Source organism: Mesorhizobium sp. ZC-5 (genome assembly GCF_025753855.1).
Taxonomy (GTDB): Bacteria; Pseudomonadota; Alphaproteobacteria; order Rhizobiales; family Rhizobiaceae; genus Neomesorhizobium.
In genome coordinates this window covers 134,368-159,859 of record NZ_JAOWPT010000006.1, presented here as the reverse complement: position 1 = coordinate 159,859, position 25,492 = coordinate 134,368, and the positions used below count along the sequence as shown (strand labels likewise).

Sequence of the window (25,492 nt, the reverse complement as noted above, 5' to 3'; positions counted from 1 at the left end):
TTTCAGTCCTTGACCAGCCGCGCGATCATCCTGGCGATCGGCGGCCCGAATACCAGCACGAACAGGAAGCGTGCGGTCTGCAGCGCCATCACGAAGGAAATATCGATGGTGTCGGAGGCCGCGGCGATGATGGCGACCGAATCCATGCCGCCCGGGCTGGTCGCCAGATAGGCCGTCAGCGGATCGACACCCATCTCATACACCAGAAGCCACGCGAGCCCGCCGCAGAAGGCGATCATCACCAGGATCGAGAGTACGATCTGAGGCAGAACGCGGGCTGCATGGCGCAGGATGGCACGGTTGAAATTGAGCCCGATCGTCCAGCCGATAAGCGCATAGCTGATCGCCAGCAGCCATTCCGGCAGCTGAAAATCGACGCCACCGGCAAGGTGCAGCACGGTGCCGACAATGAGCGCGCCGAGAAAGTAGGGCGACGGGAGGCGGAGCAGCGGACCAAGAAGGCAGCCAATCGCCACGACCGCCACTGTCGCAGCGAAGGGCAGTATTTCTATCGGCGGAAACCAGATTGTCGGCGGCACCACGACGCCGGACGTGTCGACCCACAGGCGGGCGATCAGCGCCGCTGCCACGGTGACGAAGATCACCCTCAGATATTGCATGAAGGCAACCAGGCGGGCGTCGGCACCGAAAGCTTCAGCCATCAGCACCATCGCCGTGGCGGCACCCGGCGAAGAGCCCCACACCGCCGTGCTTCCAGGCATTATCCTCCAGCGGCTGATCAGGTAGCCGAGAAAGCTCGACGCCGCGACCGTGGCCAAGACGACGGCGAGGAAGAGCGGCCAGCGGGCGGCGAAGGAAAGGAAGATCGTCGGCGACAGCGACGAAGCGATCAGCACCCCCACGACAGCCTGTCCCACTGCAAAGCCGAGTTTGGGCGCCCGTACGCTCGCGCCATATGTACCGGCAACGATCGCCGCGAGCATCGGACCGATCAGCAAAGCGCCCGGAAGCGCGGCGAACTCAAGCAGAAATGAAAAAAGCGCGGATACGAACAGCAACAGAAGCCATTGCAGCCAGGCCGGTTTTCCGGTCAGCGGTTCGGGTCGCGGCGACTCGGCTGGTTCCATGGCGCCTTGGTAGCTGCTGGCACCCTGCTTTTAAAGTCGCTTTGGTATAATAATAGCGCGTTTTGCAAGATGATGCGGTCGCTCTGTCAACGGGGGTATCCGACCGTGGCAATCACCGCTGCGTCCATTGTCATTCGCGTTACGCGAACGGCACCGCAGTCGTGCCTTTCGGCAGCTTCGCCTCGTCCTCCGGCTCGACGTGAATGGTAACCCGCACGCTGGGAATCTCCGCCTTCAGCGCATCCTCGATACGGTCGCAAATGACGTGGCTTTCGCGCACCGTCATGTCGCCATCCACGATCAGGTGAAACTCGATGAAGGTGGCGCGTCCGGCAATGCGGGTCTTGAGGTCGTGCACCTCCAGCGCCCCTTTGCAATTGGTCGAGATGAGGTCGCGGATGCGCATGTGCTCATCCTTGTCGACAGCCATGTCCATCAACCCGCCGACCGACGATCCGATCACCTTCCAGCCCTGCCAGAGGATGTTAACCGCGACGACGATCGCAAGCGCCGGGTCGAGGATGGTCCAGCCCGTGACCACGGCACCAATCAGGCCGGCGATCACGCCGACTGAAGTGAACACATCCGTCATGATGTGATGGCCGTCGGCGACCAGAGCGGGCGAGCGCTCCGAACGGCCGTTGCGGATGAGGACGAGTGCCCAGATGGCGTTGATGGCTGATGCAAAGCCGTTTACCGCAAGACCTGTCCATGGCTGGTCGAGCGTCACCGGCACCTGCAATGCCCGCCACGCAGCGACCAGGATCAGCAGTGCCGCAACGACGATCAGCACGCCTTCCAGCACCGCCGAGAAATACTCCGCCTTGTGATGGCCGAAGGGATGATCCTGGTCGGCCGGCTTGTGGCTGAGCCTGATGGCGTAAAGCGCGGCACCCGAGGCAATGACATTGACGATCGATTCCAGCGCATCGGAATAGAGCGCCACCGAACCGGTAATCCACCAGGCAAGCGTCTTCAGTGCCAGCACGGCAAGGGCGATGACGATCGACCAGGCGGCCAGCGTCGCGACCTTCTGCTTGGAGGTTTTCGACACAGTCGTCACTGCTGACAAAATTACGCTGCCTTTTCCTTGGCCTTGCGCGGCAGATGCGCGACGACATTCTCGATCATCCGCATGCCGGCATTGTGGCCGAGCGTCATGATCGATTCGGGATGGAACTGTACCGCGGCGATCGGTTCCTTCTTGTGTTCGAAAGCCATGATGACGCCATCCTCGGTCTCCGCAGTGACGACGAAACCGGGCGGCAGCCTGACCGGATCGGCGAAGATCGAGTGATAGCGGCCGACCGTCACTTCCTTGGGCAGGCCGGAGAAGATGATCCCGGGCTTCGACACCCGGATGCGTGACGGCTTGCCGTGCATCGGGACGTGCAACTGCCTGAGCTCGCCGCCGAAGGCCTCCGCCAACGCCTGCAGGCCGAGACAGACGCCGAAAATCGGCAGGTCGCGGGCACGTGCTTTCTTGATCGTCGCCGCGCAGTCGAAATCCTTGGGCGTACCGGGTCCGGGCGACAGCACAACCAGGTCCGGCTTCAGCCGGTCGAACAGCTCTTCCGCCACCGGCGTGCGCACCGTCGACACGTTGGCGCCGGTCTGGCGGAAATAGTTGGCCAGCGTGTGGACGAACGAATCCTCGTGGTCGACAAGCAGGATGTTGACCCCCTCGCCCACCAGTGCGGATTGCCGTTCGGTGGCCGCGGCGTTGCCGGCGCGTGCATCGCGGATGGCGGAAATCATGGCGGATGCTTTCAACTCGGTCTCGGCTTCTTCTTCTTCCGGCACGGAATCATAAAGCAAGGTGGCACCGGCGCGAACCTCGGCAATCCCCTCCTTTATGCGGATGGTGCGCAGCGTCAGCCCGGTATTCAGGTCGCCATTGAAATGCACCATGCCGATGGCGCCGCCATACCAGGCGCGCGGACTCTTCTCGTTCTGCTCGATGAAGCGCATCGCCCAGAGCTTCGGTGCCCCAGTCACCGTCACCGCCCAGGCGTGGCTCAGGAACGCGTCGAACGCATCCATGCCTTCGCGCAAGCGGCCCTCTATGTGGTCGACGGTGTGGATCAGCCGCGAATACATCTCGATCTGCCTGCGCCCGATGACACGTACCGAACCCGGCTCGCAGACCCGGCTCTTGTCGTTGCGGTCGACGTCGGAGCACATTGTCAGCTCGGATTCGTCCTTCTTGGAGTTGAGCAGTTTCAATATCTGCTCGCTGTCGGAGATGGCGTCCTCGCCGCGCTTGATCGTGCCGGAAATCGGACAGGTCTCCACCCGACGGCCATTGACGCGAACGAACATCTCCGGCGACGCGCCGATGAGATATTCGCCCTCGCCGAGATTGATGAAAAACGAATAAGGCGACGGGTTGATCGCCTTCAGCCGCCGGCAGATTTCCGACGGCAGGCTCTCGCAGCGCTCGTAGAACATCTGCCCCGGCACCACCTCGAACAGGTCGCCGCGCCGGAAGCTCTCCTTTGCCTTCTCGACCAGCTTGGCATATTCGCCGGGCTCGTGGTCGCCGCGCGGCGGAATACGGTCGGACGGCTTGAACGGCTCCTCGTTCTGCTCGCGCGGCAGGTTTTCCGTGGAAAATCCGTCGCCTGCATAGTCGTAGCGGTCATGCCAGGCCTTTGCCGAATAGTGATCGACGACGAGGATTTCGTCGGGCAGGAAAAGCACCAGGTCGCGCTGGCTCTCCTTGCGCTCCAGCGTGTGCTTGACCGGATCGAACTGGAAGGCGAGATCGTAGCCGAAGGCACCGTAGAGGCCGAGATTGGCGTCCTGGTCGGTCTTGAACAGGTTGGTGACGGCGCGCAGCACGGTGAACACCGACGGCACGCGGCTGCGCTCCTCCTCGGTGAAGGCGCGGGCGGGTTCGGCGATCGTCAGCGCCAGCCGGCGCTTCGTCGTCTGCGTAAGCGTGACATCCTTTTCCGCCAGCAATGTTCGCGCGATGATCGGCAACAACGCTTCGCCGCGCGCATTCAGCGCCTCGATGCGCATGCCGCGGCCGCGCGCCGAGATCACCACCGGCGGATCGATGATCGCGGTGTCCCAGCGCGTGTAGCGGCCCGGATATTCGTAGTTGGAGGAAAACACCGCGCCGCGCCGGCTGTTCAGCCCGTCGATATAGGTCTCGATGGCGCCGTGATATGGCGTTTCGTGGCGCTGCCTGGTGATCGCGACGCCGCCGGCTGTCACAAACCGTTCGGCACCGTTTTCAAGCAATTCGACTGTCATTTCCGTCTCCGTCCGTTTCCACGATGGATCCGGAAAGCCAGCTGAAAAGAAAAAGGCCGCCCGGAAATCCGTTGCGGCCATTCTGAATTCCACGCGAACGCGCTTCGAAGGCCGCTATCAGCAGGCCCACCACCACAGGGTCTTGTTCGAAGTCATGTTCATGCCGGATTCCATAGCGGCGAATGGGGGTTGGGGCAAGCGGGATTTAAGGGCGGCCAAATGTTGACCGGGGCAGGACTTCGACGGTGCAGAGACCCCTGCTCCGTCAAGCCTGGGCGGGCTTGCCGAAAAATTCGCGCTTCGCGGTATCCCCGACCAGCCGAAGCTTGCCAAGGTTGCGAAGCAGCCGTCTCGGCCGCTTGAACGCCTCCCAGCTCAGGAAATATTTGACCAGCAAGCTTGGCGCCTTGCTATGCGAGCCACCGTGGGCGACGCGGTAGACGGCGCCGTGAAACGGCAGCGGCTTCAGGGGCGTGCCGCGCCCGGCGAGGATGTCGGCGATACGGACATGGCTGCCCAGCATCGACTTGATCCAGTCGAGCGAGGCGTCCTCGAACCGCTCCGGCAGGCCGTAATTGTCCGACCGGACGATCAGCGACGTTCCGCAGATATGATTGAACTCGTTATGGCCGAGCAGGAGCTTGCCGCCATCGTCCCAGATATAACCGCGGTCGATCGTCCACCCGTTCGCGTTGGGGTTTTCCGACACATGCTGGACGATCCGAGCGCTGACGAAATCGTCGTCGTCGACGATCATGAAAAAGCGGCTGTCACGCGCGGCGAGCATTCCTTTCAGGACACGCCGTCCCTTGTCGGCGCGGAATGCGTCGTAAACGGCCTCGAGATCTGCCTTGTCGATCTCATGCAGGTTGTTGGGGGGAAAGGTGACCCGTTCGACGCTGAAGCGCTCCGGCAGGTCGGGCAGGTCGGCGCCTTCGTTGGCGACAATGATGCCTCGCCAGTCGCCGTTGGTCTGGTTGGAGATCGAGGCGACGGTCTGCACGAGGTTTGCCTTGAGAAGGCTCCAGTCGCGGGCATTGTCCTGGTGGCGTACGGGGATGATGAAAGTGATGAGGGTCATCGGCGATCACCTCCACGGATGATTGTCTGCGGCCGTGTCATGCCGCGGCTCCCAGACTGGCCTGACTGCGCGCCCAGGCGATCCCGTCATCGAGCGAGGCAGCCTTGTGGGAAAGGTCGGTTCCGCCGGAAAAGGCGGCCATGAACCGCCGCACCTTGCCGTAATTGTTGTCGAGCACGGCGTGCGGCCGGCCGAGCAGCAGCGCGCAGATGTGGACGTGCAGGCGGTCGGTGACGATCGTCTGCCCGCGTGAAATCTGCCGGATGCCGCGCCGGAAGCGGTTGTGCGCCGCAGCATTGAGCTTGGCGGCCTTGATCAGTTCGGGGTTGAGCGAAACGGCTCCTTTCGCCGCGCCCAGCGCCTTGGCGATGCGTACGGGGGTGCGCGATTCGGAGATCCAGTCTTCCACCGGGACATCGGGATAGGCGGAAAAATCGTATTTCGCGGCACTTTCCTGATCCGCCCGCAGCATGGCCAGCACAGGAAACCGCGCTGCCGCCAATGGCTGGATCGGACCGATGCAGAACGCCATGTCGGGACAGAGGTGCACCCGGCAGTCGAAATGCTTCTCCGCGAATGCTTTCGACTCCTCGTCCCGCACCAAAAGGACGAAATTCTTGTGGCGCGCGATCGCCCGCGCCATTCGGTCGGCGTGCCCTTGCGACTTGTAATGAATCGACTGTGGCAGCTGCACGACCAGGCGGCCGGGCCAGCGTTCCAGAATGCTTTCGCGAAGCTCCTGGTGCCCCGACCAGATGTCGCCGAACGTTCCACCTCCGGTGATCAGGATCGGTCCGGAAGGCATCGCCTCGTCGAGCTTGTCGTGCGAATGATCCGGCAGTGCCGATATGTAGGAAGGGCTTTTGCCGAACCGGGATGAAAGATAGGCCATCTGGCCAAGCCAGATGGCTGAATCGCCGACATTCTTGTAATCGGGGAAATCGACCATCGCCACCGGCTCGTCCGCCGAGACATAGTCCTTCAGGCAATCATGGACCATGTCCTGCAATTCGGCGATCAGCGCCACATTCGATTTCGCGGTCATTTCCTCATTCTCCATCTGGCCGTGGGCCGCAGCAAAAAATCGCCGCGCACCTTCAGGCGGGGCGGACTTTCGTCAGGATCTTGCCCAGGATCTGCTGGACTTCCGTTTCGGGGCCGGCTGGGCGCTTCATCGCGATCCAAAGCAGGAAACTCGCCCCGCAGTAGAGAACCGCACCCAGCGCAACCAGCATCGCCAGTTGCGTCGCCAGCATGGTCTTGTCTGTCGTATGGTCCAGATAACCGGACGCAACCATCACGCCTGCCGCCATCACCGCGATGCTCGTCAGCGCACGCATATTGGCCGACAGTTGCTGCAAAACTGTGACGCCGGTGAGCCGTCGCACCAGCACCATGTTGACCAACGCGGCGAGAAGTCCGGTGAAGACGCGGCCGATGACCACCCCCTGGAGCCCGGCGAACATCAGTCCGGCGATCATCACGGGAACGCGAACGCACAGCATCTGCGTGTCGCGGATGAACAGCAGCTTGGTCTCGCCCTTGGCCATGCCGAGCGGCTGCACCAGGGAACCCAGCGTCTGCAGTGCGAAAACCGAGGCGAGCGACTGGATGATGAAGATGATCGGCACCCATTTCTCGCCGAGCGCCAGCCTGACCAGCGGATCGGCAACCACCGCCACCCCGATGCCGGCGGGCAGCGCAACCGCGGCGACCAGCGCCTGCGCGCGCTGATAGGCGGCGGCAAGGCGCGGAGGATCGTCGCGAATGCTGGAAAAGCCGGGATAGATCGTCTGGGTGAGCGGCGCGGTCGCTTCGCGCGTCGGCATCATGGCGAGGTTGCTGCCCACCGAATAATAGCCGAGCGCGGTGCCGCCGAGCATCTTGCCGACCAGAAGGTAATCGAAGCGCCAGTTGAGCGTATTGACGATCTGCCCGGCCGTCAGCCATGCGGAAAAGGAAAAGAACTCGCGCATGTGCCGGAAGGTGACGCTCGGCCGGAACGGCATAACGAGATAGGAGACGATGACGTTTGTCACCTGGCTCACCAGCGTACCCACCACCAGCGCCCAATAGCTGTGGTAGATCATCGCGATCGCCACCGCGGCAATGAAACCGGTGAGCTTCTGCGAGACGGCAAGCACGAATTCCTGCCAGAAGATCAGATCGCGCTGCAGCATGATCCGGCGCGGATTGATCAACCCTCCCAGCAGCATGCTCAAACCCAGCGCCAGCATGACGTTGGTAAGCCGGGGCTCCTCGAACACCCTCGCCGCCGGATAGGCGCAAGCCGCAAAGAAAAGGCAAAGCAGCAAGCCGCGCGTTGCATTGAGCGTCCATGCGGCGCTGAAATGCGATCTGTCCGGCGCGCTGTGGCGGATAAGCGCTTCGGTGAGCGAGATCTGGGTTACCGTGTCGACGATCAGCAGGAAGGTCATGGCCAGCGCCACGAGGCCGAAATCGGCAGGCGCCAGATACCATGCCAGCACGAAAGTAGAGAGCGTCGCCAGCCCGTTGACGATGGCCCGGGACAGGCTGAGCCACATGCTTCCCTTGACGAGACGGCCGGTGATGCTGGTCATCTGACCACAGCGGCAGCGATGGTGTGGACGGCGCACAGGACGGACCGCTTCACCTGAAAAACGATCCTCCGCTTCGACCTGAGGCTAATGAGCGCGATGTTCGCCGGTGCCAAACCCTACTCCAATCGGAACTGATCGCGGACGGCGCTCCGCACGTCCGGAATTTCTAAACTCGCCTGATTGGTACTTGCCGATCACGCCGCTGACCGAGGCCGCCGCAATTTAATTGCGCCTATGCTGCACTGCAATAGGCGCCCGATCACGGTTGATTTCAGATTCTTCGATCGCCGGCGCCGCAGCGTTGATGCCGCAGTCGTCGGCTCCCGCTTATGGTGCAAAAGCGGCATGAAGACGACGAGAGTGCGGTGCAATCGGCCCTATTCCAACGGCTTCAGCTCACCCAGCACGGTCGGGATCAGTTCCGAAACCGTCGGGTGAATGTGCATCGCGCGCTGGATGACCGTGTAGGGCGCCTTGGCGTACATCACATCGAGGATGCCATGCACGACCTCGTCACCGCCGCTGCCGAGGATCGCCGCGCCCAGCAATTCTTTCGTGTCGGCGTCGACCAGCACCTTCATGAAGCCGTAGGTTTCGCCCTTCTCGACGGCCCTGCCGACGTTCGTCATCAGCCTTTTGCCGACGAGCACCCGTCGTCCCGACTTCTTCGCTTCCGCCTCGGTCAAGCCGGCGCGGCCAAGCGGCGGGTCGACGAACAATCCATAGGTGGAGATGCGGTCGCTGACCCGGCGCGGGTCGTTGTCGAGCAGGTTGGCCGCGACAATCTCGAAATCATTGTAGGCAGTGTGGGTGAAGGCGCCCTTGCCGTTGCAGTCGCCAAGCGCCCAGATGCCCTCGACGCTGGTGCGCAACTGGTCGTCGACGGTGATGTAGCCGCGCGAATCCACCGCAACGCCGGCCTTGTCGAGGCCGAGATCGTCGGTGTTGGGTCGCCGGCCCATGGCCAGCAGCACATGCGAGCCGACCACCTCCGGCGCGCCGCTCGTGCACTCGACGCCGACGGCGATATCCTCGCCATGCGGCGCGAAGCGGATGCATTCGGCATTGAGCCTGATCTGGATGCCCTCGGCCTCGAGGAACTCCTTGATTGCGGCGGAAACGTCCTCGTCCTCGCGGCCGATCAGCCGCGGCCCCTTCTCGACCACCGTCACCTCGGCGCCGAAGCGCCGGTACATCTGGGCGAATTCCAGCCCGATATAGCTGCCGCCGACCACCACCAGATGTTTCGGCAGCATCTCCAGTTCGAGGATCGAGCTGTTGGTGAGGTAGTCGATGTCCTTGATGCCCGGCAGGTCCGGCGTCGACGCCCTGCCGCCGACATTGATGAAGATGCGCTCCGCCGTGAGCATCTCGCCGTTGACGCTGACCGAGCGGGCCGATTCAAAGCGGGCATGGCCACGCAGCAGGGTGCAGCCTTTCATGGAGCCCAGCCATGTCTCGTTGCCGCTGCGCGACGCATTGACGACGGCGTCCTTGCGCGCCTTCGCCTTTTTCATGTCGATGCCGACCGCCCCGCCGCCGAGCGTCACGCCGTAGTCGTCGGCGCGGCGGGCGAGATGCGCGGCATAGGCGCTGGCGACCAGTGTCTTGGTCGGCTTGCAGCCGGTGTTGACGCAGGTGCCACCGACATGATGGCGCTCGATGATGACGACGGTCATGCCGGCATCCGTCAGCCGGCCCGCGAGAGATGGTCCGGCCTGGCCGGTTCCGATGATGATGGCGTCGAAGTTTTTTGTCATGCGAGCGACGACACGATCCACAGCGCGCCGAGGATGGCGACGGCGTCTTCGATCAGCGCCGCCGGCAGGTCCTTGCCGAAAGCACCGGCGAGCCTGGAGCGCACTTCGGCGCCGCCGTAGGTGCCGATCACCGCGCCGACGATCCCGGCGATCAGTCCGAGCAGCAAGGCTCCTCCAGCCGTGCCGATTACGGCGCCGGAGAGCGCGCCGCTGACGATGCGCGCCCCGAATTGCTGCGGCACCTTGCGGCTCGGCGTCGACGGAAGCTGGTCGGTGACCAGTTCAACCAGCGCAAGGAGGGTGAAGATTGCCACGGCGATCCAGTGTCCCATGAAGCTTGCCCAGGTGCCGGCGACGGGGAGCCAGCCCAGATAGGCGGCCCAGGCGATGGCCGCAGGCGCGGTCATGGCGCGTAGCCCGGCGACAATTCCAATCAACAGTGCAAAAAACAGAGCCATGTTCCCCTCATCCTGGCTTCGCTTTCCCGTACCCGCCAATGGCTGGACGTCCGGGAAAGCGTATCTTGCGCTGGTTGTTTGGATGCATGCCCTGCGCCGGAGCAAAGCTAGCCGAGCCCGGAAAAATTGACCAGCGGTGCGCTGCACAAGTTCTACAAAATATGACTCCTCCCGCTGTTGACGATAGGGGGCTGTGCCCGCATCGTGGCCCGCCTGACAGTCCGAACCTCGCCGGAGACCCACCATGCCCAGCCAGAATGCAACGCTCACGATCCCTGACCTCGCCGGCAAGGCCGTGCTCGTCACCGGCGGGTCGACCGGCATCGGTGCGGCCCTTGTCGAAGCCTATGCCGCGCAGAAATGCCGGGTCGGGCTACACTACAACCAGAGCAAGGAGGCGGCTGAAAAACTCGCCGAAAAAATCACCGAGGCCGGCGGCGAAGTTTTCCTGGTGAAGGGCGATTTCTCGCTCACCGCCGACGTCACCCGCGTCGTCGAGGAAACCGCGCAGAAATTCGGGCGCCTCGACGGGCTGGTCAACAATGCCGGCGGCATGCTCGGCCGCATCCCCTATGCCGAACTGACCGACGCGCACTACGACAAGGTGATGGATCTCAACGCCCGCTCGGTTGTCACCGCCTGCCGCGTCGCCATGCCGTGGCTGAAGAAGCAGGGTGGCTTCATCGTCAACACAACGTCGGTGGCGGCGCGCAACGGCGCGGGCGGTGGCGCCGGTCTTTATGGCTCGGCCAAATCCTTCGTCTCCAATGTCACCCGCGGCCTCGCCAAGGAACTGATCGGCGACAAGGTCCGCGTCAACGGGGTGGCGCCCGGCCTCATCGTCACCGCTTTCCACGAGCGCTGGTCGACGCCCGAGCAGATGAAGATGCAGACCGCCACCATCCCGCAGGGCCGTGCCGGCACTGCGGAGGAATGCGTCGGCGCCTACCTGTTCCTCTCGTCGGATATGCTGTCCGGCTACATCACCGGGCAGATCATCGAGGTCAACGGCGGCCAGTTGATGCCGTGACGGGCGTCATCAGTCTTCCAGCGCGCCGGTCCTGGCGTCGGCGCTGCGCCGCTCGCCCACCAGCTTGATGACATCGCCGCCGGCCGGCAGCACCCGGATCGATCGCCGCGTCAGCACGAAACCCGCCTGCGGCGCGGCGATTTCGAGCGAACCGTTCTTTTCGCCGGGTGCATGCACGATCGTCGCCAGCCGTTGTCCGGCGCGCACCCGGTCGCCGGGCTTGACATCGTAAAGGACGGCGCCGGCTTTCGGCGTCGTCACCATCTCGATATTTTCCAGCGGCGCCACCACGCCTGCAAAGGCTGAAGGTGCGGCGATCGTCTTGTCATCGACAACGCCGCGCGCCACCAGCAGCCGGTAGAGCCCGTCCGCGTCAGCTTGCGCGAGGTCGCGTTCGACATCGACGACACCGCGATATTCGACGGTGGTCACCACCCGCTGGTCGAGCTTCGCTTCACCGGCCGGCATTTGCAGGTAGGGGTGGATCGACGCCTCCTCGAAGGCTCCGCCCGACGCGCCCTGCCACAACACCACCGCTTCGACCCCCATCGCGGCTGCACAGTCAGCCATCGCAGGCCAGAGCTGCGCCGGTACATAGAGATACGGCACCCCTTCGTCGTCGCAATGCAGGTCGAGCACGATGTCATGGCCCATCGACAACGCCACCAGCCGCCGCTTCAGGCTTTTGTCGGCCGGTCCTGGCACTTCGGGAGGCAACAGCGACGCATCCGGCTTCTCCAGCAGCGGAAAATCGCGATTGAAATTGTTGCGCGTGCCGAAGTGGAAACGGCCCTGGTGATCGCCGAACTGATATTGCGCGCGGCCGATCGGGTTGGCCCACGGTACGACCGTGATGTTGCCGAGAACGCGGCCTTCGTCGGCGGCCCTGCGCAGCTTCGGCATCAGCGCATCGATGGCGACGACGCCCGGCAATTCGCCGCCATGCAGTGCCGCTTGCAGATAGGCGGACGGCGCACCGGCGGACGCGCCGGAGAACCGGAACACCGGAAATTCGTAGGACACGCCTTCGGTATCGCCGACGATCGTCTCGATGGATTTGTGCATGAATGTCTCCCGACTGTCCAATCCGATAGCCGGAGCCGGCTGGTCCGAGAAGGGCCAGCCGGCTTCAATGCCGACGCCACAAGGCGATCGGCAGCACGGAGAGCGGCACCGGAACGCGCGGCGAATATGCCTGCGGCGCCTTCCGGTTTGGCCCGCGATCAGAAGAGGCCTTCGATCTGTCCCTTGTCGTTGAGAAAGATCTTCTCCGACGACGGCGCCTTGGGCAGGCCCGGCATGGTCATGATCTCGCCGCAGATGACCACGACGAAGCCGGCGCCGGCTGCCAACCTGACCTCGCGCACCGGCACGACATGGCCATGCGGCGCGCCGCGCAGGTTCGGATCGGTCGAGAAGGAATACTGGGTCTTGGCCATGCAGACCGGCAGATTGCCGTAGCCGGCCTGCTCCCAGGCGTGAAGCTGGTCACGGACGGACTTGTCGGCGATCGCCTCCGAGCCGCGGTAGATGCGCTGGACGATGGTGTTGACCTTCTCGAAGAGCGGCATCTCGTCGGGGTAGAGCGGGGCGAATTGCGACGATCCGGATTCGGCGAGCTCGACGACCTTGTTGGCAAGGTCCTCGATGCCGGCGGAACCCTTCGCCCAGTGCTTGCACAGGATCGCTTCCTCGCCCATCGACGCGACGTAGTCCTTCAGCGCCTGGATCTCGGCGTCGGTGTCGGAGTAGAAATGGTTGATCGCCACCACCGCCGGCACGCCGAACTGCCTGACGTTCTCGATGTGGCGGCCGAGATTGGCGCAGCCTTTCTTCACCGCCTCGACATTCTCCTTGCCGAGGTCTTCCTTCTTGACGCCGCCGTTCATCTTCATGGCGCGCACGGTGGCGACGATGACGGCCGCCGCCGGCTTCAATCCGGCCTTGCGGCACTTGATGTCGAAGAACTTTTCGGCACCGAGGTCAGCGCCGAAACCGGCTTCGGTCACCACATAGTCGGCGAGCTTCAGCGCCGTCGTTGTGGCGACCACCGAGTTGCAGCCATGCGCGATGTTGGCGAACGGGCCGCCATGCACGAAGGCCGGGTTGTTCTCCAGCGTCTGCACAAGGTTCGGCTGCATGGCGTCCTTCAACAGCACGGCCATGGCGCCGGGGGCCTTGAGATCACGGGCGTAGACCGGGCTCTTGTCGCGCCGGTAGGCGACGATGATGTCGCCCAGCCGCTTTTCCAGATCCTTGAGATCGGTGGCCAGGCAAAGGATCGCCATCACCTCGGAGGCAACCGTGATGTCGAAGCCGGCCTCGCGCGGGAAGCCGTTGGCGACGCCACCGAGCGATACATTGATCTCCCGCAGCGCTCGGTCGTTCATGTCCATGACGCGGCGCCACGCCACCCTGCGGATATCGATGCCGAGTTCGTTGCCCCAGTAGATGTGGTTGTCGATCAACGCCGAAAGCAGGTTGTGCGCGGTGGTGATGGCATGGAAGTCGCCGGTGAAGTGCAGGTTCATGTCTTCCATCGGCACGACCTGCGCATAGCCGCCGCCGGCCGCGCCACCCTTCATGCCGAAATTCGGCCCGAGCGAGGCTTCGCGGATGCAGACCACCGCCTTCTTGCCGATGCGGTTCAGCCCGTCGCCGAGGCCAACTGTCGTCGTCGTCTTGCCTTCGCCGGCCGGCGTCGGGTTGATCGCGGTGACCAGGATCAGCTTGCCGTCCTTGCCGCCTTTCTTCGAGGCGATGAATTCGGCCGAGACCTTCGCCTTGTCGTGGCCATAGGGCAGAAGATGCTCGGTCGGGATGCCAAGCTTGACGCCGATCTCCTGGATCGGCTTCTTCTTCGCGCCGCGCGCAATCTCGATGTCGCTCTTTACGTCGGCCATGACGGGCTTCTCCAGCTGTTCGTGAGGTGTATTCAAGCGGCGGAACCGCCGCTTCTGCATCGGGTCGCATAGAAGCCAATCCGGGACCGGCTTCGCCGTCTCAAAACAGCCGCCTAATACACGGATTGCGACAGGGAACCGAAGCCTATCGATCGAGGACGGAGCGTATCTCGATGATCTGCGAGCGTGCCCTGAGCAGATTGAAGCCCATCGTGGCCAGATGCGAGGGGAACAGGAAGCTCGACTCGTCGCCGTTCGAGATGATCCAGGGCTGCATGTCGAGCGCACCGCGCATCTGATTTTGCATGGTGTCCCACAGCGCGGTCAGGTTGCGTTCGCGGATGATCGCCGAGAAGTCGGATCGGGTGGCGTTCAGAATGCCGTAATAGGCGTAGAGCTGGCCATAGGCGAACCAGAAGCGGTCATCGGCGCGCGGGTCGAACCAGCCGGCGTCGGATGCCTCGATCTGTCCGCGCAGGATGTCGGAGGTGGAACCCATGTCGCCCGCGATGCGGTCGAGGAACAGAAGCAGGTTGTCGGCACGGGCATCGAACGTCGCCTGGCATTTCTCGAGGCTGGCGTTGAAGGTGCGCAGCGAGCGGATGGCATCGCGATAGACGCTTGGTGTCGGGCGAGTCGGGCCGCGCAGGCCGACATACCAGGCGTCTTCGTCCCAGGCGAGCGCGGTACGGGCATTCTGCAGGTTCTGGTCGATCTGCGAGGTACCGCGTGTGCGGCCGAGCGTGTCGACGAGTTCGGTCGTCGTGCGCCGCATCACCTGATTGATGCCGAGCTGGAAGGCTGCCTTATTGTCGAAGAATGGCGTGTTTCGCCAGGACATTCCGAAGAATCCGAGCTTTGAGGCCAGCATCGAGGATATCCAGGCATTCTGGTTGACGTTGAAGTCGACCAGGTCCGCCGACACGGCGGCGATTTCGGAGCGCTTGCAGGCTTGCTGCTGGCCCGGCGCTGCGGGGGCAGTGGGAGTGCTCTCCGCGCCGCCGGTGCTGCCTTGGCCTGTGGTGGCCGCGGAGATCGGATCGCCGGCCACCACACCGGCCGCCTGCGGGTTGGCGCTTGCAGCAGTCAGTGTCGGATAGTCCGGATTGAAGTTGTTCCACCATTGGGTGACATAGAAGAAATATCCGTAGAGCCCGATTATCCCGAGAACGACCAGGCCGAGCACGCCTTTCAGAACCAGCCCGCGCTGCGTATACCACCGGCCCGCCAACAGGAACGGCCACAAAAGGACGCCGATCACCAGCCCGATGCCGCGGCCGATCCAGTGGAAAATCCGGGTGAAGAAATTCACGATCGGATCAAGCATCGCGGTCTGCCCCTCTAGTCAACCAGGCCGTAGAGGCGTTCCCGAAACGCCTCCTTGTCTTTCAGATATGTGGTTTTCAGCGTGTCCACAACAGCCGATCGCTGGACTTGGTTATAGCCTTCATAGTCCTTGTAGAAGCCCTGCTTGTTGAAAACATAGCGCGAGACGAAGTCGGACGGCACGAAATCCGAGATCAGCCGGTTGGTCAGCCAGGCGTCGGGATGGTCGGGGCTGGCGCGCACCACCAGGAAGCGGTGCTGCGGAAACACCTCCTCGATCCGCAGTTGGCCAAGCTGCGCGATCTCGCGTTTGGCAGCGTTGAGGAACGGGAACGTGCCGTCGCGGTTGATGATGTCGGCATTGCTGTGGATCCAGGTCTGCAGCCACACCTTGTCGGCCTTGCCGAGGTCGCGTTTCGGCTCCGCCTCCTGGATCAGCGCGCGGATCGCCATCTCGGCGCGATGCTCGAGATAGCCCGACGTCTCGATCCACGAGGCGCGCGGCAGTTCGATGCGCTTGGTCGAGGCAAGGAAGCGGAACACCCGGTCGGCGTCATGGATCGACAGATAGCTCACCTGCCACGGCCGCGAGCGACGGAAGCCCGGTGCCGAAGGATCGCTGATCACCGTCGTCATGTCGGGATCGATGAACACGTAGAGCCCGCCGAAATGGCTGGTCCAGAAGGCGTTGTGGCGGAAGATCACTTGGTCCGGCACCAGCGCGTTCTCGCGGATGTCGCCGGTCACCTTGGCGAGTTCCACCATGCGCTCCAGCATCTGGTTGTCGCGCCATGCGTTCGGCTCCTGTTTCAGCCGGTCGACCAGCGTGCCCAGTTCCGAGGCCTTGCCGAGCACGTCCTCGGCGGAAAGCACGCGGAACTCGACCTGGTTGATCGACAAAAGGTCCTCGATGTCGCGGACCTTGTTCACCGAATCCTCGATCTCGCCGTAGATCACGTCCTTGATCGTCAGCGCGTCGATGGCACGGCTGTTTTTCGTCATGAACTCGTGGATGAGCTGCGAGGTGTTGGAGAAGGCCGTATGCACCACCGGCAGGTCGACCTGCGACGGGGTCAGGATGATGAAGCGCCGGTTGACCTCATTCGGGTCGAGGTAGAATGGGTCGTCGAGCTCCTCGGCAATCTGCGGCGAAAAGCCGGTTCGGTCGATCTCGAAACTGTTGCGCTTGGTCGGTTTCAGCCCGAACGCCTTCAGCGCCTTGTTGTAGCGGTCGATGAGGTGCTTTTCCTCGATCGGCAGCAGCCGGCCGTAGATGAGTTCGTTGTCGCGGAGAAGGTCCATCAGGCGTTCCACAGCCCCTTCTTCTGCAACTCCGCCATCTCCTTGGCCGCGCGTTCGCGCAGCCTTGCGTCGCGCAGCAGCTTCGACACCGCCGCGTCGTCGGACTTGTCGGAGTAGCGGAACTCGCTGTCGGCGTAGCGGTTGACCTCCTGCATGACCATATCCATGTCGAACGGCCCGCGCAGTTCCTCGATCATCGCCTTCTTCTCGTCGTAGCCCTTGTGCATGAAGGCTTCCGGCTTCTCGAACCATTCGTCGGGCAGTTCGATGTCCATCGCCCGCATCTTGATCGCGTCGGTGACGTTTTTGATGGCGCGGCCGGTGAAGCGCGGCTCGGCTTCCTTGATCATGTAGAGATAGGTGCCGATGTCGGCCATCGTCTTCGGCTGGCCATTCTCCTTCAGGAAGCGCTCATAGACCTTTTCCAGCCCGTCTTCCTGCGGCTTGGCGTGTCCCTCATAGGCTTCCGCGATGGCGCGCTGGATTTCCTGCGCGGCGTAAAGCTGGTGGTCGCCGAGATCGATCTTGTGGTTCTTGCCGGCGAGCAGCACAAAGATATCGATGTAATCGTCGCGCGTCTGCGGGCCGTCGACCAGCCAGCGGGCCCCTGCCCGCTGCCTCAGCGCGTCGTCGACGTTCTCCGGATAGTTGGAGAACATGCCGAACGAGCAGTTGCCGCGCACCACGGTGCCGGCGCCGGCGAAGGCATCCATCAGCACGCCGGTGATCTCCTGCTGGCCGGCCGAGGCGCGGTCGTCGGAGCGTTTCGCCGCCACCTGATCGATGTCGTCGATGGTGCCGAAGCCGATCATGCGCGGATTGAGCACATTGTTGATGAACTGCCGGCAGTTCTGGCCGGATTTGCCCTGATAGGACGATATCTGGTCGACGCCGAAATTCTCGTAGTGGAACGGATAGCTGGCGACCTCGGCATAGCCATGAACCAGCCCGGCAATCATCTGGATCAGCGTCGTCTTGCCGGTACCCGGCGCACCGTCGCCGATGAAAGTGAACAAAAACCCGCCGAGTTCGACGAAGGGATTGAGTTCCTTGTCGAAATCATAGGCCATCAGCATCTTCGCCAGCTTCACTGACTGGTACTTGGCGATGTGGTTGCCGACGACCTCCTCCGGCTTCTTGAAGGTCATCACCAGCGGCTTCGATTTCTTGCCCGGCGCCACGTCGAAGCCGTCCAGCGTGAAATCGTCGGCGTCGATGCGGATATGCGCGTTCTCGAAGGCGCCGATGCCGTCGAACCGACCTTTTCGCGTCAGCAGACCGTCAATGGCGACACGAGCGAAGGCGTCGGCGCGCGTCATCAGGTCGGCATCGTCTTTCGAGCCTGAAATCGCCCGGTCGAGGCCGGCGACTAGCGATTTCAGCGCATCCTGCGCCGTGTCGAACAGGAAATCCGGCTCGGCGATGTCGTTCGGCGGTTCGCCGTCGCTGTCGATCAGCTGCATCAGGTAGGAGGCAAAGCTGAACGCCGAGACATAGGCCGAAGCCGACAGCAACTTCTTGAAATGGCTAGCCTCGTCACCCTCCAGCGGCGCCCGCGCATTTTTCGCCTGCAGGCTCTCCAGGTCGCAGCTGCGCGCAAAGACATCGGCGACGGCAAGCGCGATGGCGAGCCCACGCCGCGTGCGGTAGAGCAGCGTGTGCTGGCCGATGCCCATCAGCTGGTCGTCGGGCTTCACCGCCGCGACGGTCTTGATGAGTTCCACTTCGCGCGTCTTGCGCACCGAGCCGGTCGACACCGTCGAGACGAACCGCCGCCCGGTACCGGCAAGTGCCGTATTGGACTGGCCGGACGAATCCTCCAGCACGATGGTCCGCGTGATCATCGACTGCGCGATAGCGCGATGCTTCTCGATATCGGCTTCGGCAATCGTGGTCAGGCCAGTGTCCATGAAACCCCCGCTATGATCTTTTTTTACTAATAAAATTCTCGCCTAACACGACCGAGTAAATCAAAGCGAATAGCATAAGATAAGCCGTAGTCGACGCTGCAACAAACCCGATCATGGTCCCCGGATTTCCTGAAACCATACCTATCCGAACACCAGTGATCTGGCCATAAACGGCTACGAGCAGTGCCGTTGAGACAGCACCGGATACTGCAATCAGCAAGTTGGATCGGTTCCATTTGTTGGGCATCATTGTTGTCCCAAGAACCCCGGACAACACCGTAGCTGCTACATGGGATTCTGAGTCGGGCACCAATCTGATAACTGCCAGCGCGATGAACCACGCGATGCAATTGAGGGCAACGATCGATGTTTTTCGATGCGAAGTTACCCAAATCGCATAAGCGCTCGGTGGGTAATTTTCGCCGTTAGACATCGCTGATCACCTGTCCCTTGGACAGAATATGCACCTTGTAGCCGGAAAAGATCTTCTGCGCCTCGCCCGCCGCATAGAGCGCCTGGTAGGCCTCGTGTGGGATCAGCGCATGTTTCTCATAGCTCGACACGCCCTGCCGCGCCGCCTCGAGGTCGTCGGTGTTGATGAAAAACTCCTGCGTCGCCTTCTCGCTCGACCACAGGCCCTTGCGGCCGGGCTTCTCCGCTTTCGAAAACACTTCCTGGATGGTCCAGGTGAGCAGCCAGGCGTTTTCCGGCTTGCGGACCTTGGAAAGCACCTCCGTTACCGTCGAATTGTTCTCGGTGATGCCGGCAGAATAGAACGGCCCGAGCACGACACGGCGCAATTGCTTGGGGTGCAACGTCTCGAAATCCTTGTCGAGATTGCTGGCGATCGTCGCCGGCGACAGCGTGTAGGCCGAGTTCTTCTCGGTGAAATCGTCGAAACGGTGCGCCAGTTCGGGATTGAGCAGCCCGTCGACCGGCAGCGGTATGTCGACCCTGGAATTGATCTTGCCGTTGTCGTCGACCAGTTGGCTGATCATGGGTTCGGACGAATCCTCGACGGTGGCCATGTAGATCAGCGGCAGGTTGGCGGTACCGTCGAATGACGCCCAGTGGACGAGGTAATAGGGGCGCATCGTCTTCGGATTGACCGAGACCTTGGCCGTCTGCGCCAGCGTGAACGGCCCGAAGGTCTCGCCGTCCTTGATGTCTTCGAGATAGAGCCGCTCGGCCATCGTCTTCTGAAGTGCGGCCGGAAATTCCTTGTGGCGCAGGATGAAGTCGGCCATTTCCGAGCGCAGCATGCCGGGTTCGGGGATGTTCGCCAGCCGCTTCGGCGCCTGGCGCCTGTCGTTCTCCAGCTCCAGCAGGTTCTGGAACAGCGGAAAACCGCTGTCGGCGCGCGATATCCGGAAGCTTTCCATGAAGCCCAGCCGGTTGCGCCACGACGAGAAGGATTTCTCCAGCCGCGCGATATATTCGGCGACGATCTTGGCGACGATGCCGTGCCGGTAGAGCGGCGAACGGTCGTCGCGCATGAATATCTCGAGCCCCTTCAACGCCGAAGCGATGGCGTCGAAATAGCGCGTAGCGGCTTCGTTTTCCGGTGTCATGAAAGGCAGGCGTCGTTAGCGGTCACACCTTCACATAGTCCGCCGCGTTGTGCTTGCGCATCACCTCTTCGAAGCGGCGCGCGAAGGCATCGTCGGCGAGCTTCTTGCGGCGCTGGATGTCGCCGGTCGCCACCATGTTCTTCTCGTGCATTTCGAGGAGGTCGCCGATGTGCTTCTGCGCCGCCGCGCCTATGCCGGCCATGGTTTCCTCGGCTGTGGTGTCGACCTGGCTGCCCAGCGTGTTGATCTTGTGGGCAACGTCCTGCTGTGCCGCGGTCTTCAGCGAATCCTCGAGCGCCTTGTAGAGGACGATGCGCTGTTCGGTGTCGATGGTCAGCTTGTTGATCAGCGTGTTCTGCGCCGCGATCTGGTTGTTGAGCGAATCGACGAAGGTCTGGAACATCGAGGTGTAGCGCTCGAGCGTCTGGCTCTCGGCCAGCAATTCCTGCTCCTTGGCCTGCTTCTCGTTGTATTCGGTAGCCAGTTTCGAGCGCTCGCCTTCGAGCTGGGTGCGCTCCTTCTGGTTGGTCGACGCGGCGATCTTGTTCTCGATGTCGAGCAGCAGCGGGTTCAGCTCCTCGATGCGCTTCTGCGTCGCGGTCAGGTTGTCCATCGTCACCTTGCGGCGCTCGATGACCTGGGAAAGGCTCGCCTCCGAGGTCTTGTAGCGGGAATCGAGTACCTGCTTCTGCGCCTTCAGGATGCCGACGATGGTGTCGGACTTGGACAAGAGCTCCTGCAGGTTGCCGGCGAGCGACATGTTGCGCACGCGGTCGGTGCGCATGCGCTGCTTGCGCTGGTCCGAGAAGATGCCGATGAAGCTTTCCCAGCCGGTAAAGCTCTTCATGCTCTCGAATTCGGTGCCGAAGACGTTGGTTGCGTCCTCCAGCCCGATGATCAGGTCGGCGATGTTGCCTTCCATCACCTTCTGCTGCTTCAGCACGTCCTCGATGCGGGCGTTTTCGATGTCGAAATCGACGGAGCCGATCTTCTTGTCGGCCTTGGCGAGCGTTTCGAGCACGGTGCCCGACTGCTCGATCTTCGACCGCATCTCCTCGACGACCTGCTTGGTCTTCGCGATTTCCTGATCGAAATTCTGCAAGGTTGCCATCGAGTTCCTCCAAGCACAGCCACAGGTCGAGTTGAGCGAATATATGTGGGTGAATTAGCGAATGAAAGGCGTTGGAATTGTGAAATGGAGAAAAGAAAAAATCGGAAGAGGTGATGCTTTAGATTTGCCGTTGCTGGCGCAGGCAGTCCAGCATCCACTCAGCCGCCGGTGAATCCGACAAGATCCTCTGCTCCGACCCGTCCCATCTCCTCTTCCCAGTGCCGCCGGCACAGCGAGACATAGACGTCCTTGCCGATCGCCACCTGCGCGCCCTGCTTGGCAACCTTGCCGTCGGGCCCCAGCCTGACCACCATCGTCGCCTTGCGGCCGCAGCGGCAGATGGTGCGCACCTCGCGTAGTTCGTCGGCGATCGCCAGCAGCGCCCGCGAGCCGGAAAACAGCTTACCCTGGAAATCGGTCCGCAACCCGTAGCACATCACCGGTATGTTCAGGCGGTCTGCTACCCTGGCCAGTTGCCAGACCTGTTCGTCCTCGAGGAACTGCGCTTCGTCGACGAAGACGCAGTGCACGCTGCCATGCCTCTGATGGTCATCGATGCGGGCGAAAAGGTCGTCGCCGTCGCGGAACAGCTCGGCTTCCGCCTCCAGCCCGATGCGTGAGGAAATCGTCCCGGCGCTGTCGTCCTTGCGGTAGTGCCCGGCGATGAAAAGCATCGTCGCCATGCCCCGCTCGCGATAGTTGTATGACGCCTGCAAGAGCATCGTCGTCTTGCCGGCGTTCATCGTCGCGTAGTGGAAATAGAGCTTGGCCATCGCCCCTTTTATGCAATGCCCACCCGCCCGGGGAATAGGCCGCGGCCTGCGTCCACCGAAAAACACGCCGGCCTGTCGTTGCAAGACCAGCCGGCGGCGCGGCTCGCCAAGCGATGCCGCTTGAATCGGCCTCAAAATGATGTTTGGCTTGAAGAACCCGGGCGGAAGAAAAACCGTAACTCCGCACCGTAAGAAGAATTCCAATGGGAGAAATGACATGTCGCGCATGAAAATATTCGCCGCCTCGCTGGGGCTGGCGGCAATTCTTTCCTCGGGGGCGGCGTTTGCCGCCGATGCCGAGAGCTGCAAGAAGGTGCGCCTGTCGGATGTCGGCTGGACCGATATCCAGGCCACCACGGGCGTTGCCTCGGTGCTGTTGACCGCGCTCGGCTACGAACCCGAAGTCATCCAGCTCTCGGTCCCGGTCACCTACGCCTCGCTCAAGAACAACGATCTCGACGTCTTTCTCGGCAACTGGATGCCGTCGATGACCGCCGACATCAAGGACTATAGCGCCGAAGGTTCGGTGGAAACCGTCGCCCGCAACCTCGACGGTGCCGGCTACGGCCTCGTGGTGCCGACCTACATGGCGGATGCCGGCGTGAAGACACTGGCCGATCTCGCCAAGCCCGAGAACAAGGAAAAGCTGGACGGCAAGGTCTACGGCATCGAGGCCGGCAACGACGGCAACCGCATCATCCTCGATATGATCAGCAAGTCGGACAGCGGCCTGGCCGGGTACGAACTGGTCGAATCCTCGGAAGCCGGCATGCTCACCCAGGCCGAACAAATGATGAAGGACAACCAGTGGGTCGTCTTCCTCGGCTGGACCCCGCATCCGGTGATGGGCGAGATGAAGATCACCTATCTCGACGGCATGGGTGACAGCGGCTTCGGCGCCGCCACGGTCGAGACCAATACCCGCAAGGGCTATCTCACCGAATGCCCGAATGTCGGCAAGTTCATCGCCAACCTGAAATTCAACCTCGAAATGGAAGGCGTCATCATGGACGCTATCCTGAAGGGCAGCGACGCCAACACGGCCGCGACTGAGTGGCTGAAGGCGAACCCGGATGCCGTCGCTCCCTGGCTTGCCGGCGTCACCACCATCGACGGCGGCGACGCAGCGGCGGCAGTCAAGACCGCGCTCGGCGGCTGAACCGGCATTGCTTGCGCCGAAACGATCGAAGGGCAGCCCGGGGGCTGCCCTTTTTCATATCCTGTGACAAGATGATGACCGGGCGACCGATGGCCGTCCGCGGCAGTGAGGGGAAACAATGGATCCGATTTCGCAATTCCTGGCAGCCTGGAAAATCCCGATCGGCGCCTGGGGCAAGGCCTTCTTCACTTTCCTGACCGACAATTTCAACGCCATCTTCCGCGGCTTTTCAAACAGCCTGAATTTCGTCCTCGACGGCCTGGTCGACACCCTCCTGCTGCTGCCGCCGGTGCTGGTCGTCGCCCTGATCGCACTGCTCGCCTGGTATCTGCAGCGCTCGAAGGCGCTGGCCATCGGCGTTGCGCTCGGCCTGCTCTTCATCATCAACCAGGGCCTGTGGAAACAGACCGTCGAGACGCTGGTGCTGGTCGTCGCCGCTGCCGCCGCCTCGATGGCGATCGGCGTGCCGCTGGGCATCTGGGCCGCCCACAAGCCGAAGGTCTACCGCGTCATGCTGCCGGTGCTCGACCTGATGCAGACGCTGCCGACCTTCGTCTACCTGATCCCGGTGCTCACCTTGTTCGGCCTCGGCAACGCGCCCGGCCTCATCGTCACCATCATCTTCGTCATCCCGACCGCCGTGCGCCTCACCCATCTCGGCGTCACCTCGGTGCCGAAGGCGATCATCGAGGCAGGCGAGGCGTTCGGCGCCACCAGGAGCCAGTTGCTCTGGAAGGTCGAACTGCCGGCGGCACTGCCCACCATCATGGCCGGCCTCACCCAGTGCATCATGCTGTCGCTGTCGATGGTGGTGTTCGCGGCCCTGATCGGCGCCGGCGGCCTCGGCACCGAGATCAACCGGGCGCTGGGTTCACGCCGCATCGACCTCGGCCTTGAAGCCGGCCTCGCCATCGTGGTTCTGGCCATCGTGCTCGACCGGATGACCCGCATCGGCGTGGGAGACAAGAAATGAACGTCGCGGTCGATTTCAAGAATGTCGATATCGTCTTCGGCACCGATCAGTCCGGCTCGCTGGCGCTTATCGACAAGGGCGCGACACGCGCCGAAATCCTGGAGCAGACCGGCAACGTGCTGGGCTGTGCCGGCGCCAACCTCACCGTCAACGAGGGCGAGATTTCGGTCCTTATGGGGCTCTCCGGCTCCGGAAAATCGACGCTGCTGCGCGCCGTCAACCGGCTGAACATCGTCTCGCGCGGCCAGGTGCTGGTCAAGGACGGAGACAAGATGGTCGACGTCGTCTCCTGCGACGAGGCCACATTGCGGCGGTTGCGCCAGCACCAGGTCGCCATGGTGTTCCAGCAGTTCGGCCTGCTGCCCTGGCGTACGGTCGAGGAAAATGTCGGGCTCGGCCTCGAACTGGCCGGCATGCCGGAGGCGGAGCGCAAGGAGCGCGTCGAAAAACAGCTCAAGCTGGTCAATCTCGATCCGTGGGCGAAGAAATACGCCCATGAGCTGTCGGGCGGCATGCAGCAGCGCGTCGGCCTGGCCCGTGCCTTCGCCACCGAGGCGCCGATCCTGCTGATGGATGAGCCGTTTTCGGCGCTCGACCCGCTGATCCGCACCAAGCTGCAGGACGAGTTGCTGCAGCTCCAGAAGACGCTGAAGAAGACCATCATCTTCGTCAGCCACGATCTCGAAGAGGCGCTGAAGATCGGCAGCCACATCACCATCATGGAGGGCGGCCGCATCGTCCAGACCGGCGCGCCGGAAGACATCGTCTTGCGCCCCGCCAACGACTACGTCCGCGACTTCATCGCCAACGTGAACCCACTGTCGGTGCTGACCGCCTGGAATGTCATGCGCGACCGCCGCGACCTGGAATCGGCCGGCCGCGGCGGCTGGCTGTGGCTCGACCGCCGCCAGACCACCCGCTTCAAGATCGACAAGAACGGCCTGGTCGCCGCCGCCGAGCGCGACGGCAAGCCGGTCGAGTGGGTCTCCTGCGACGACATCGAAACCCCGCCACAGGATGAGTCGATCGTCTTCTGGGCGAAGCCCGGCACCTCGCTGAAGACGGTGATGCTCGCCATTCACCGCTCGCACACCGCGCCGGTCGCCATCTTCGACGAGCAGTCGCGGTTCATGGGCGCGATCGGCGTACGGGACGTGCTGAGCGCGGTGTTGCGGAGGTGATGTCGCTGCCGAACGGCCGC

The 25,492-nt window shown here is 62.7% G+C and carries 21 protein-coding genes; 4 read left to right on the top strand and 17 right to left on the bottom strand.

Going from position 1 to position 25,492, the window contains the following annotated elements; all coding sequences use genetic code 11:
* Positions 1-2: 2 nt before the first annotated feature.
* The 8 genes from OHD58_RS18205 to OHD58_RS18170 all read right to left on the bottom strand — a co-directional run bounded on the left by OHD58_RS18205 (position 3) and on the right by OHD58_RS18170 (position 10,233).
* Positions 3-1,088: an AbrB family transcriptional regulator gene (locus tag OHD58_RS18205; RefSeq protein WP_263804834.1), complete on the bottom strand. Its 1,086-nt coding sequence runs from the start codon at positions 1,086-1,088 to the stop codon at positions 3-5.
* 139 nt (positions 1,089-1,227) lie between these two features.
* The gene (locus OHD58_RS18200; RefSeq protein ID WP_263804833.1) at positions 1,228-2,142 is read right to left on the bottom strand and encodes a cation diffusion facilitator family transporter; all 915 of its coding nucleotides are present in this window, start codon (positions 2,140-2,142) and stop codon (positions 1,228-1,230) included.
* Between the two features lie 20 nt (positions 2,143-2,162).
* Positions 2,163-4,352, bottom strand: a complete 2,190-nt coding sequence (locus OHD58_RS18195) for an anthranilate synthase (RefSeq protein WP_263804832.1) — start codon at positions 4,350-4,352, stop codon at positions 2,163-2,165.
* 265 nt (positions 4,353-4,617) lie between these two features.
* A complete protein-coding gene (locus tag OHD58_RS18190; protein ID WP_263804831.1) occupies positions 4,618-5,433 on the bottom strand; it encodes a galactosyl transferase in 816 nt (271 codons plus the stop codon).
* Between the two features lie 37 nt (positions 5,434-5,470).
* Complete coding sequence (locus OHD58_RS18185; RefSeq protein WP_263804830.1) at positions 5,471-6,478, bottom strand: polysaccharide pyruvyl transferase family protein; 1,008 nt, start codon at positions 6,476-6,478, stop codon at positions 5,471-5,473.
* Positions 6,479-6,530: 52 nt separating this feature from the next.
* Positions 6,531-8,015, bottom strand: a complete 1,485-nt coding sequence (locus tag OHD58_RS18180) for a lipopolysaccharide biosynthesis protein (RefSeq protein WP_263804829.1) — start codon at positions 8,013-8,015, stop codon at positions 6,531-6,533.
* Positions 8,016-8,392: 377 nt separating this feature from the next.
* On the bottom strand, positions 8,393-9,775 hold the full coding sequence (locus OHD58_RS18175) for an FAD-containing oxidoreductase (RefSeq protein WP_263804828.1): 1,383 nt from the start codon (positions 9,773-9,775) through the stop codon (positions 8,393-8,395).
* Entirely contained in the window at positions 9,772-10,233 is a 462-nt protein-coding gene (locus OHD58_RS18170; RefSeq protein WP_263804827.1) for a DUF4126 domain-containing protein, read from the bottom strand. Before OHD58_RS18170 ends, OHD58_RS18175 begins: the two co-directional genes overlap by 4 nt.
* A gap of 244 nt (positions 10,234-10,477) precedes the next feature.
* Here OHD58_RS18170 and OHD58_RS18165 point away from each other — a divergent pair, with 244 nt between their 5' ends.
* Positions 10,478-11,263 carry an SDR family NAD(P)-dependent oxidoreductase gene (locus OHD58_RS18165; RefSeq protein ID WP_263804826.1) on the top strand — a complete coding sequence of 262 codons (786 nt, stop codon included), beginning with the start codon at positions 10,478-10,480 and terminating at the stop codon, positions 11,261-11,263.
* Between the two features lie 9 nt (positions 11,264-11,272).
* On the opposite strand, the gene OHD58_RS18160 is transcribed toward OHD58_RS18165, so the two are convergent.
* From OHD58_RS18160 to OHD58_RS18120, 9 genes are all read right to left on the bottom strand, one after another.
* Positions 11,273-12,328: a succinylglutamate desuccinylase/aspartoacylase family protein gene (locus tag OHD58_RS18160; protein ID WP_263804825.1), complete on the bottom strand. Its 1,056-nt coding sequence runs from the start codon at positions 12,326-12,328 to the stop codon at positions 11,273-11,275.
* Positions 12,329-12,486: 158 nt separating this feature from the next.
* A complete protein-coding gene (locus tag OHD58_RS18155; RefSeq protein WP_263804824.1) occupies positions 12,487-14,166 on the bottom strand; it encodes a formate--tetrahydrofolate ligase in 1,680 nt (559 codons plus the stop codon).
* Between the two features lie 145 nt (positions 14,167-14,311).
* A complete protein-coding gene (locus OHD58_RS18150) occupies positions 14,312-15,493 on the bottom strand; it encodes a DUF2333 family protein (protein ID WP_263804823.1) in 1,182 nt (393 codons plus the stop codon).
* A 14-nt stretch (positions 15,494-15,507) separates the two neighbouring features.
* Entirely contained in the window at positions 15,508-16,794 is a 1,287-nt protein-coding gene (locus OHD58_RS18145) for a DUF6638 family protein (RefSeq protein WP_263804822.1), read from the bottom strand.
* A complete protein-coding gene (locus OHD58_RS18140) occupies positions 16,794-18,704 on the bottom strand; it encodes an ATP-binding protein (protein WP_263804821.1) in 1,911 nt (636 codons plus the stop codon). Before OHD58_RS18140 ends, OHD58_RS18145 begins: the two co-directional genes overlap by 1 nt.
* Before the next feature lie 10 nt (positions 18,705-18,714).
* The gene (locus OHD58_RS18135) at positions 18,715-19,137 is read right to left on the bottom strand and encodes a hypothetical protein (RefSeq protein ID WP_263804820.1); all 423 of its coding nucleotides are present in this window, start codon (positions 19,135-19,137) and stop codon (positions 18,715-18,717) included.
* Entirely contained in the window at positions 19,130-20,275 is a 1,146-nt protein-coding gene (locus OHD58_RS18130; RefSeq protein ID WP_263804819.1) for a hypothetical protein, read from the bottom strand. Before OHD58_RS18130 ends, OHD58_RS18135 begins: the two co-directional genes overlap by 8 nt.
* Before the next feature lie 22 nt (positions 20,276-20,297).
* Positions 20,298-21,386, bottom strand: coding sequence for a hypothetical protein (locus tag OHD58_RS18125; protein WP_263804818.1), 1,089 nt, complete (start codon positions 21,384-21,386; stop codon positions 20,298-20,300).
* A 158-nt stretch (positions 21,387-21,544) separates the two neighbouring features.
* Positions 21,545-22,159, bottom strand: coding sequence for a thymidine kinase (locus tag OHD58_RS18120; protein WP_263804817.1), 615 nt, complete (start codon positions 22,157-22,159; stop codon positions 21,545-21,547).
* A gap of 217 nt (positions 22,160-22,376) precedes the next feature.
* On the opposite strand from OHD58_RS18120, the gene choX reads away from it, so the two are divergent.
* From choX to choV, 3 genes are all read left to right on the top strand, one after another.
* On the top strand, positions 22,377-23,318 hold the full coding sequence (gene choX, locus OHD58_RS18115; RefSeq protein WP_263804816.1) for a choline ABC transporter substrate-binding protein: 942 nt from the start codon (positions 22,377-22,379) through the stop codon (positions 23,316-23,318).
* 118 nt (positions 23,319-23,436) lie between these two features.
* Positions 23,437-24,291 carry a choline ABC transporter permease subunit gene (gene choW / locus OHD58_RS18110; protein WP_263804815.1) on the top strand — a complete coding sequence of 285 codons (855 nt, stop codon included), beginning with the start codon at positions 23,437-23,439 and terminating at the stop codon, positions 24,289-24,291.
* On the top strand, positions 24,288-25,472 hold the full coding sequence (gene choV / locus OHD58_RS18105; protein WP_263804814.1) for a choline ABC transporter ATP-binding protein: 1,185 nt from the start codon (positions 24,288-24,290) through the stop codon (positions 25,470-25,472). The genes choW and choV overlap by 4 nt, the downstream gene beginning before the upstream one ends.
* Positions 25,473-25,492 lie beyond the last annotated feature (20 nt).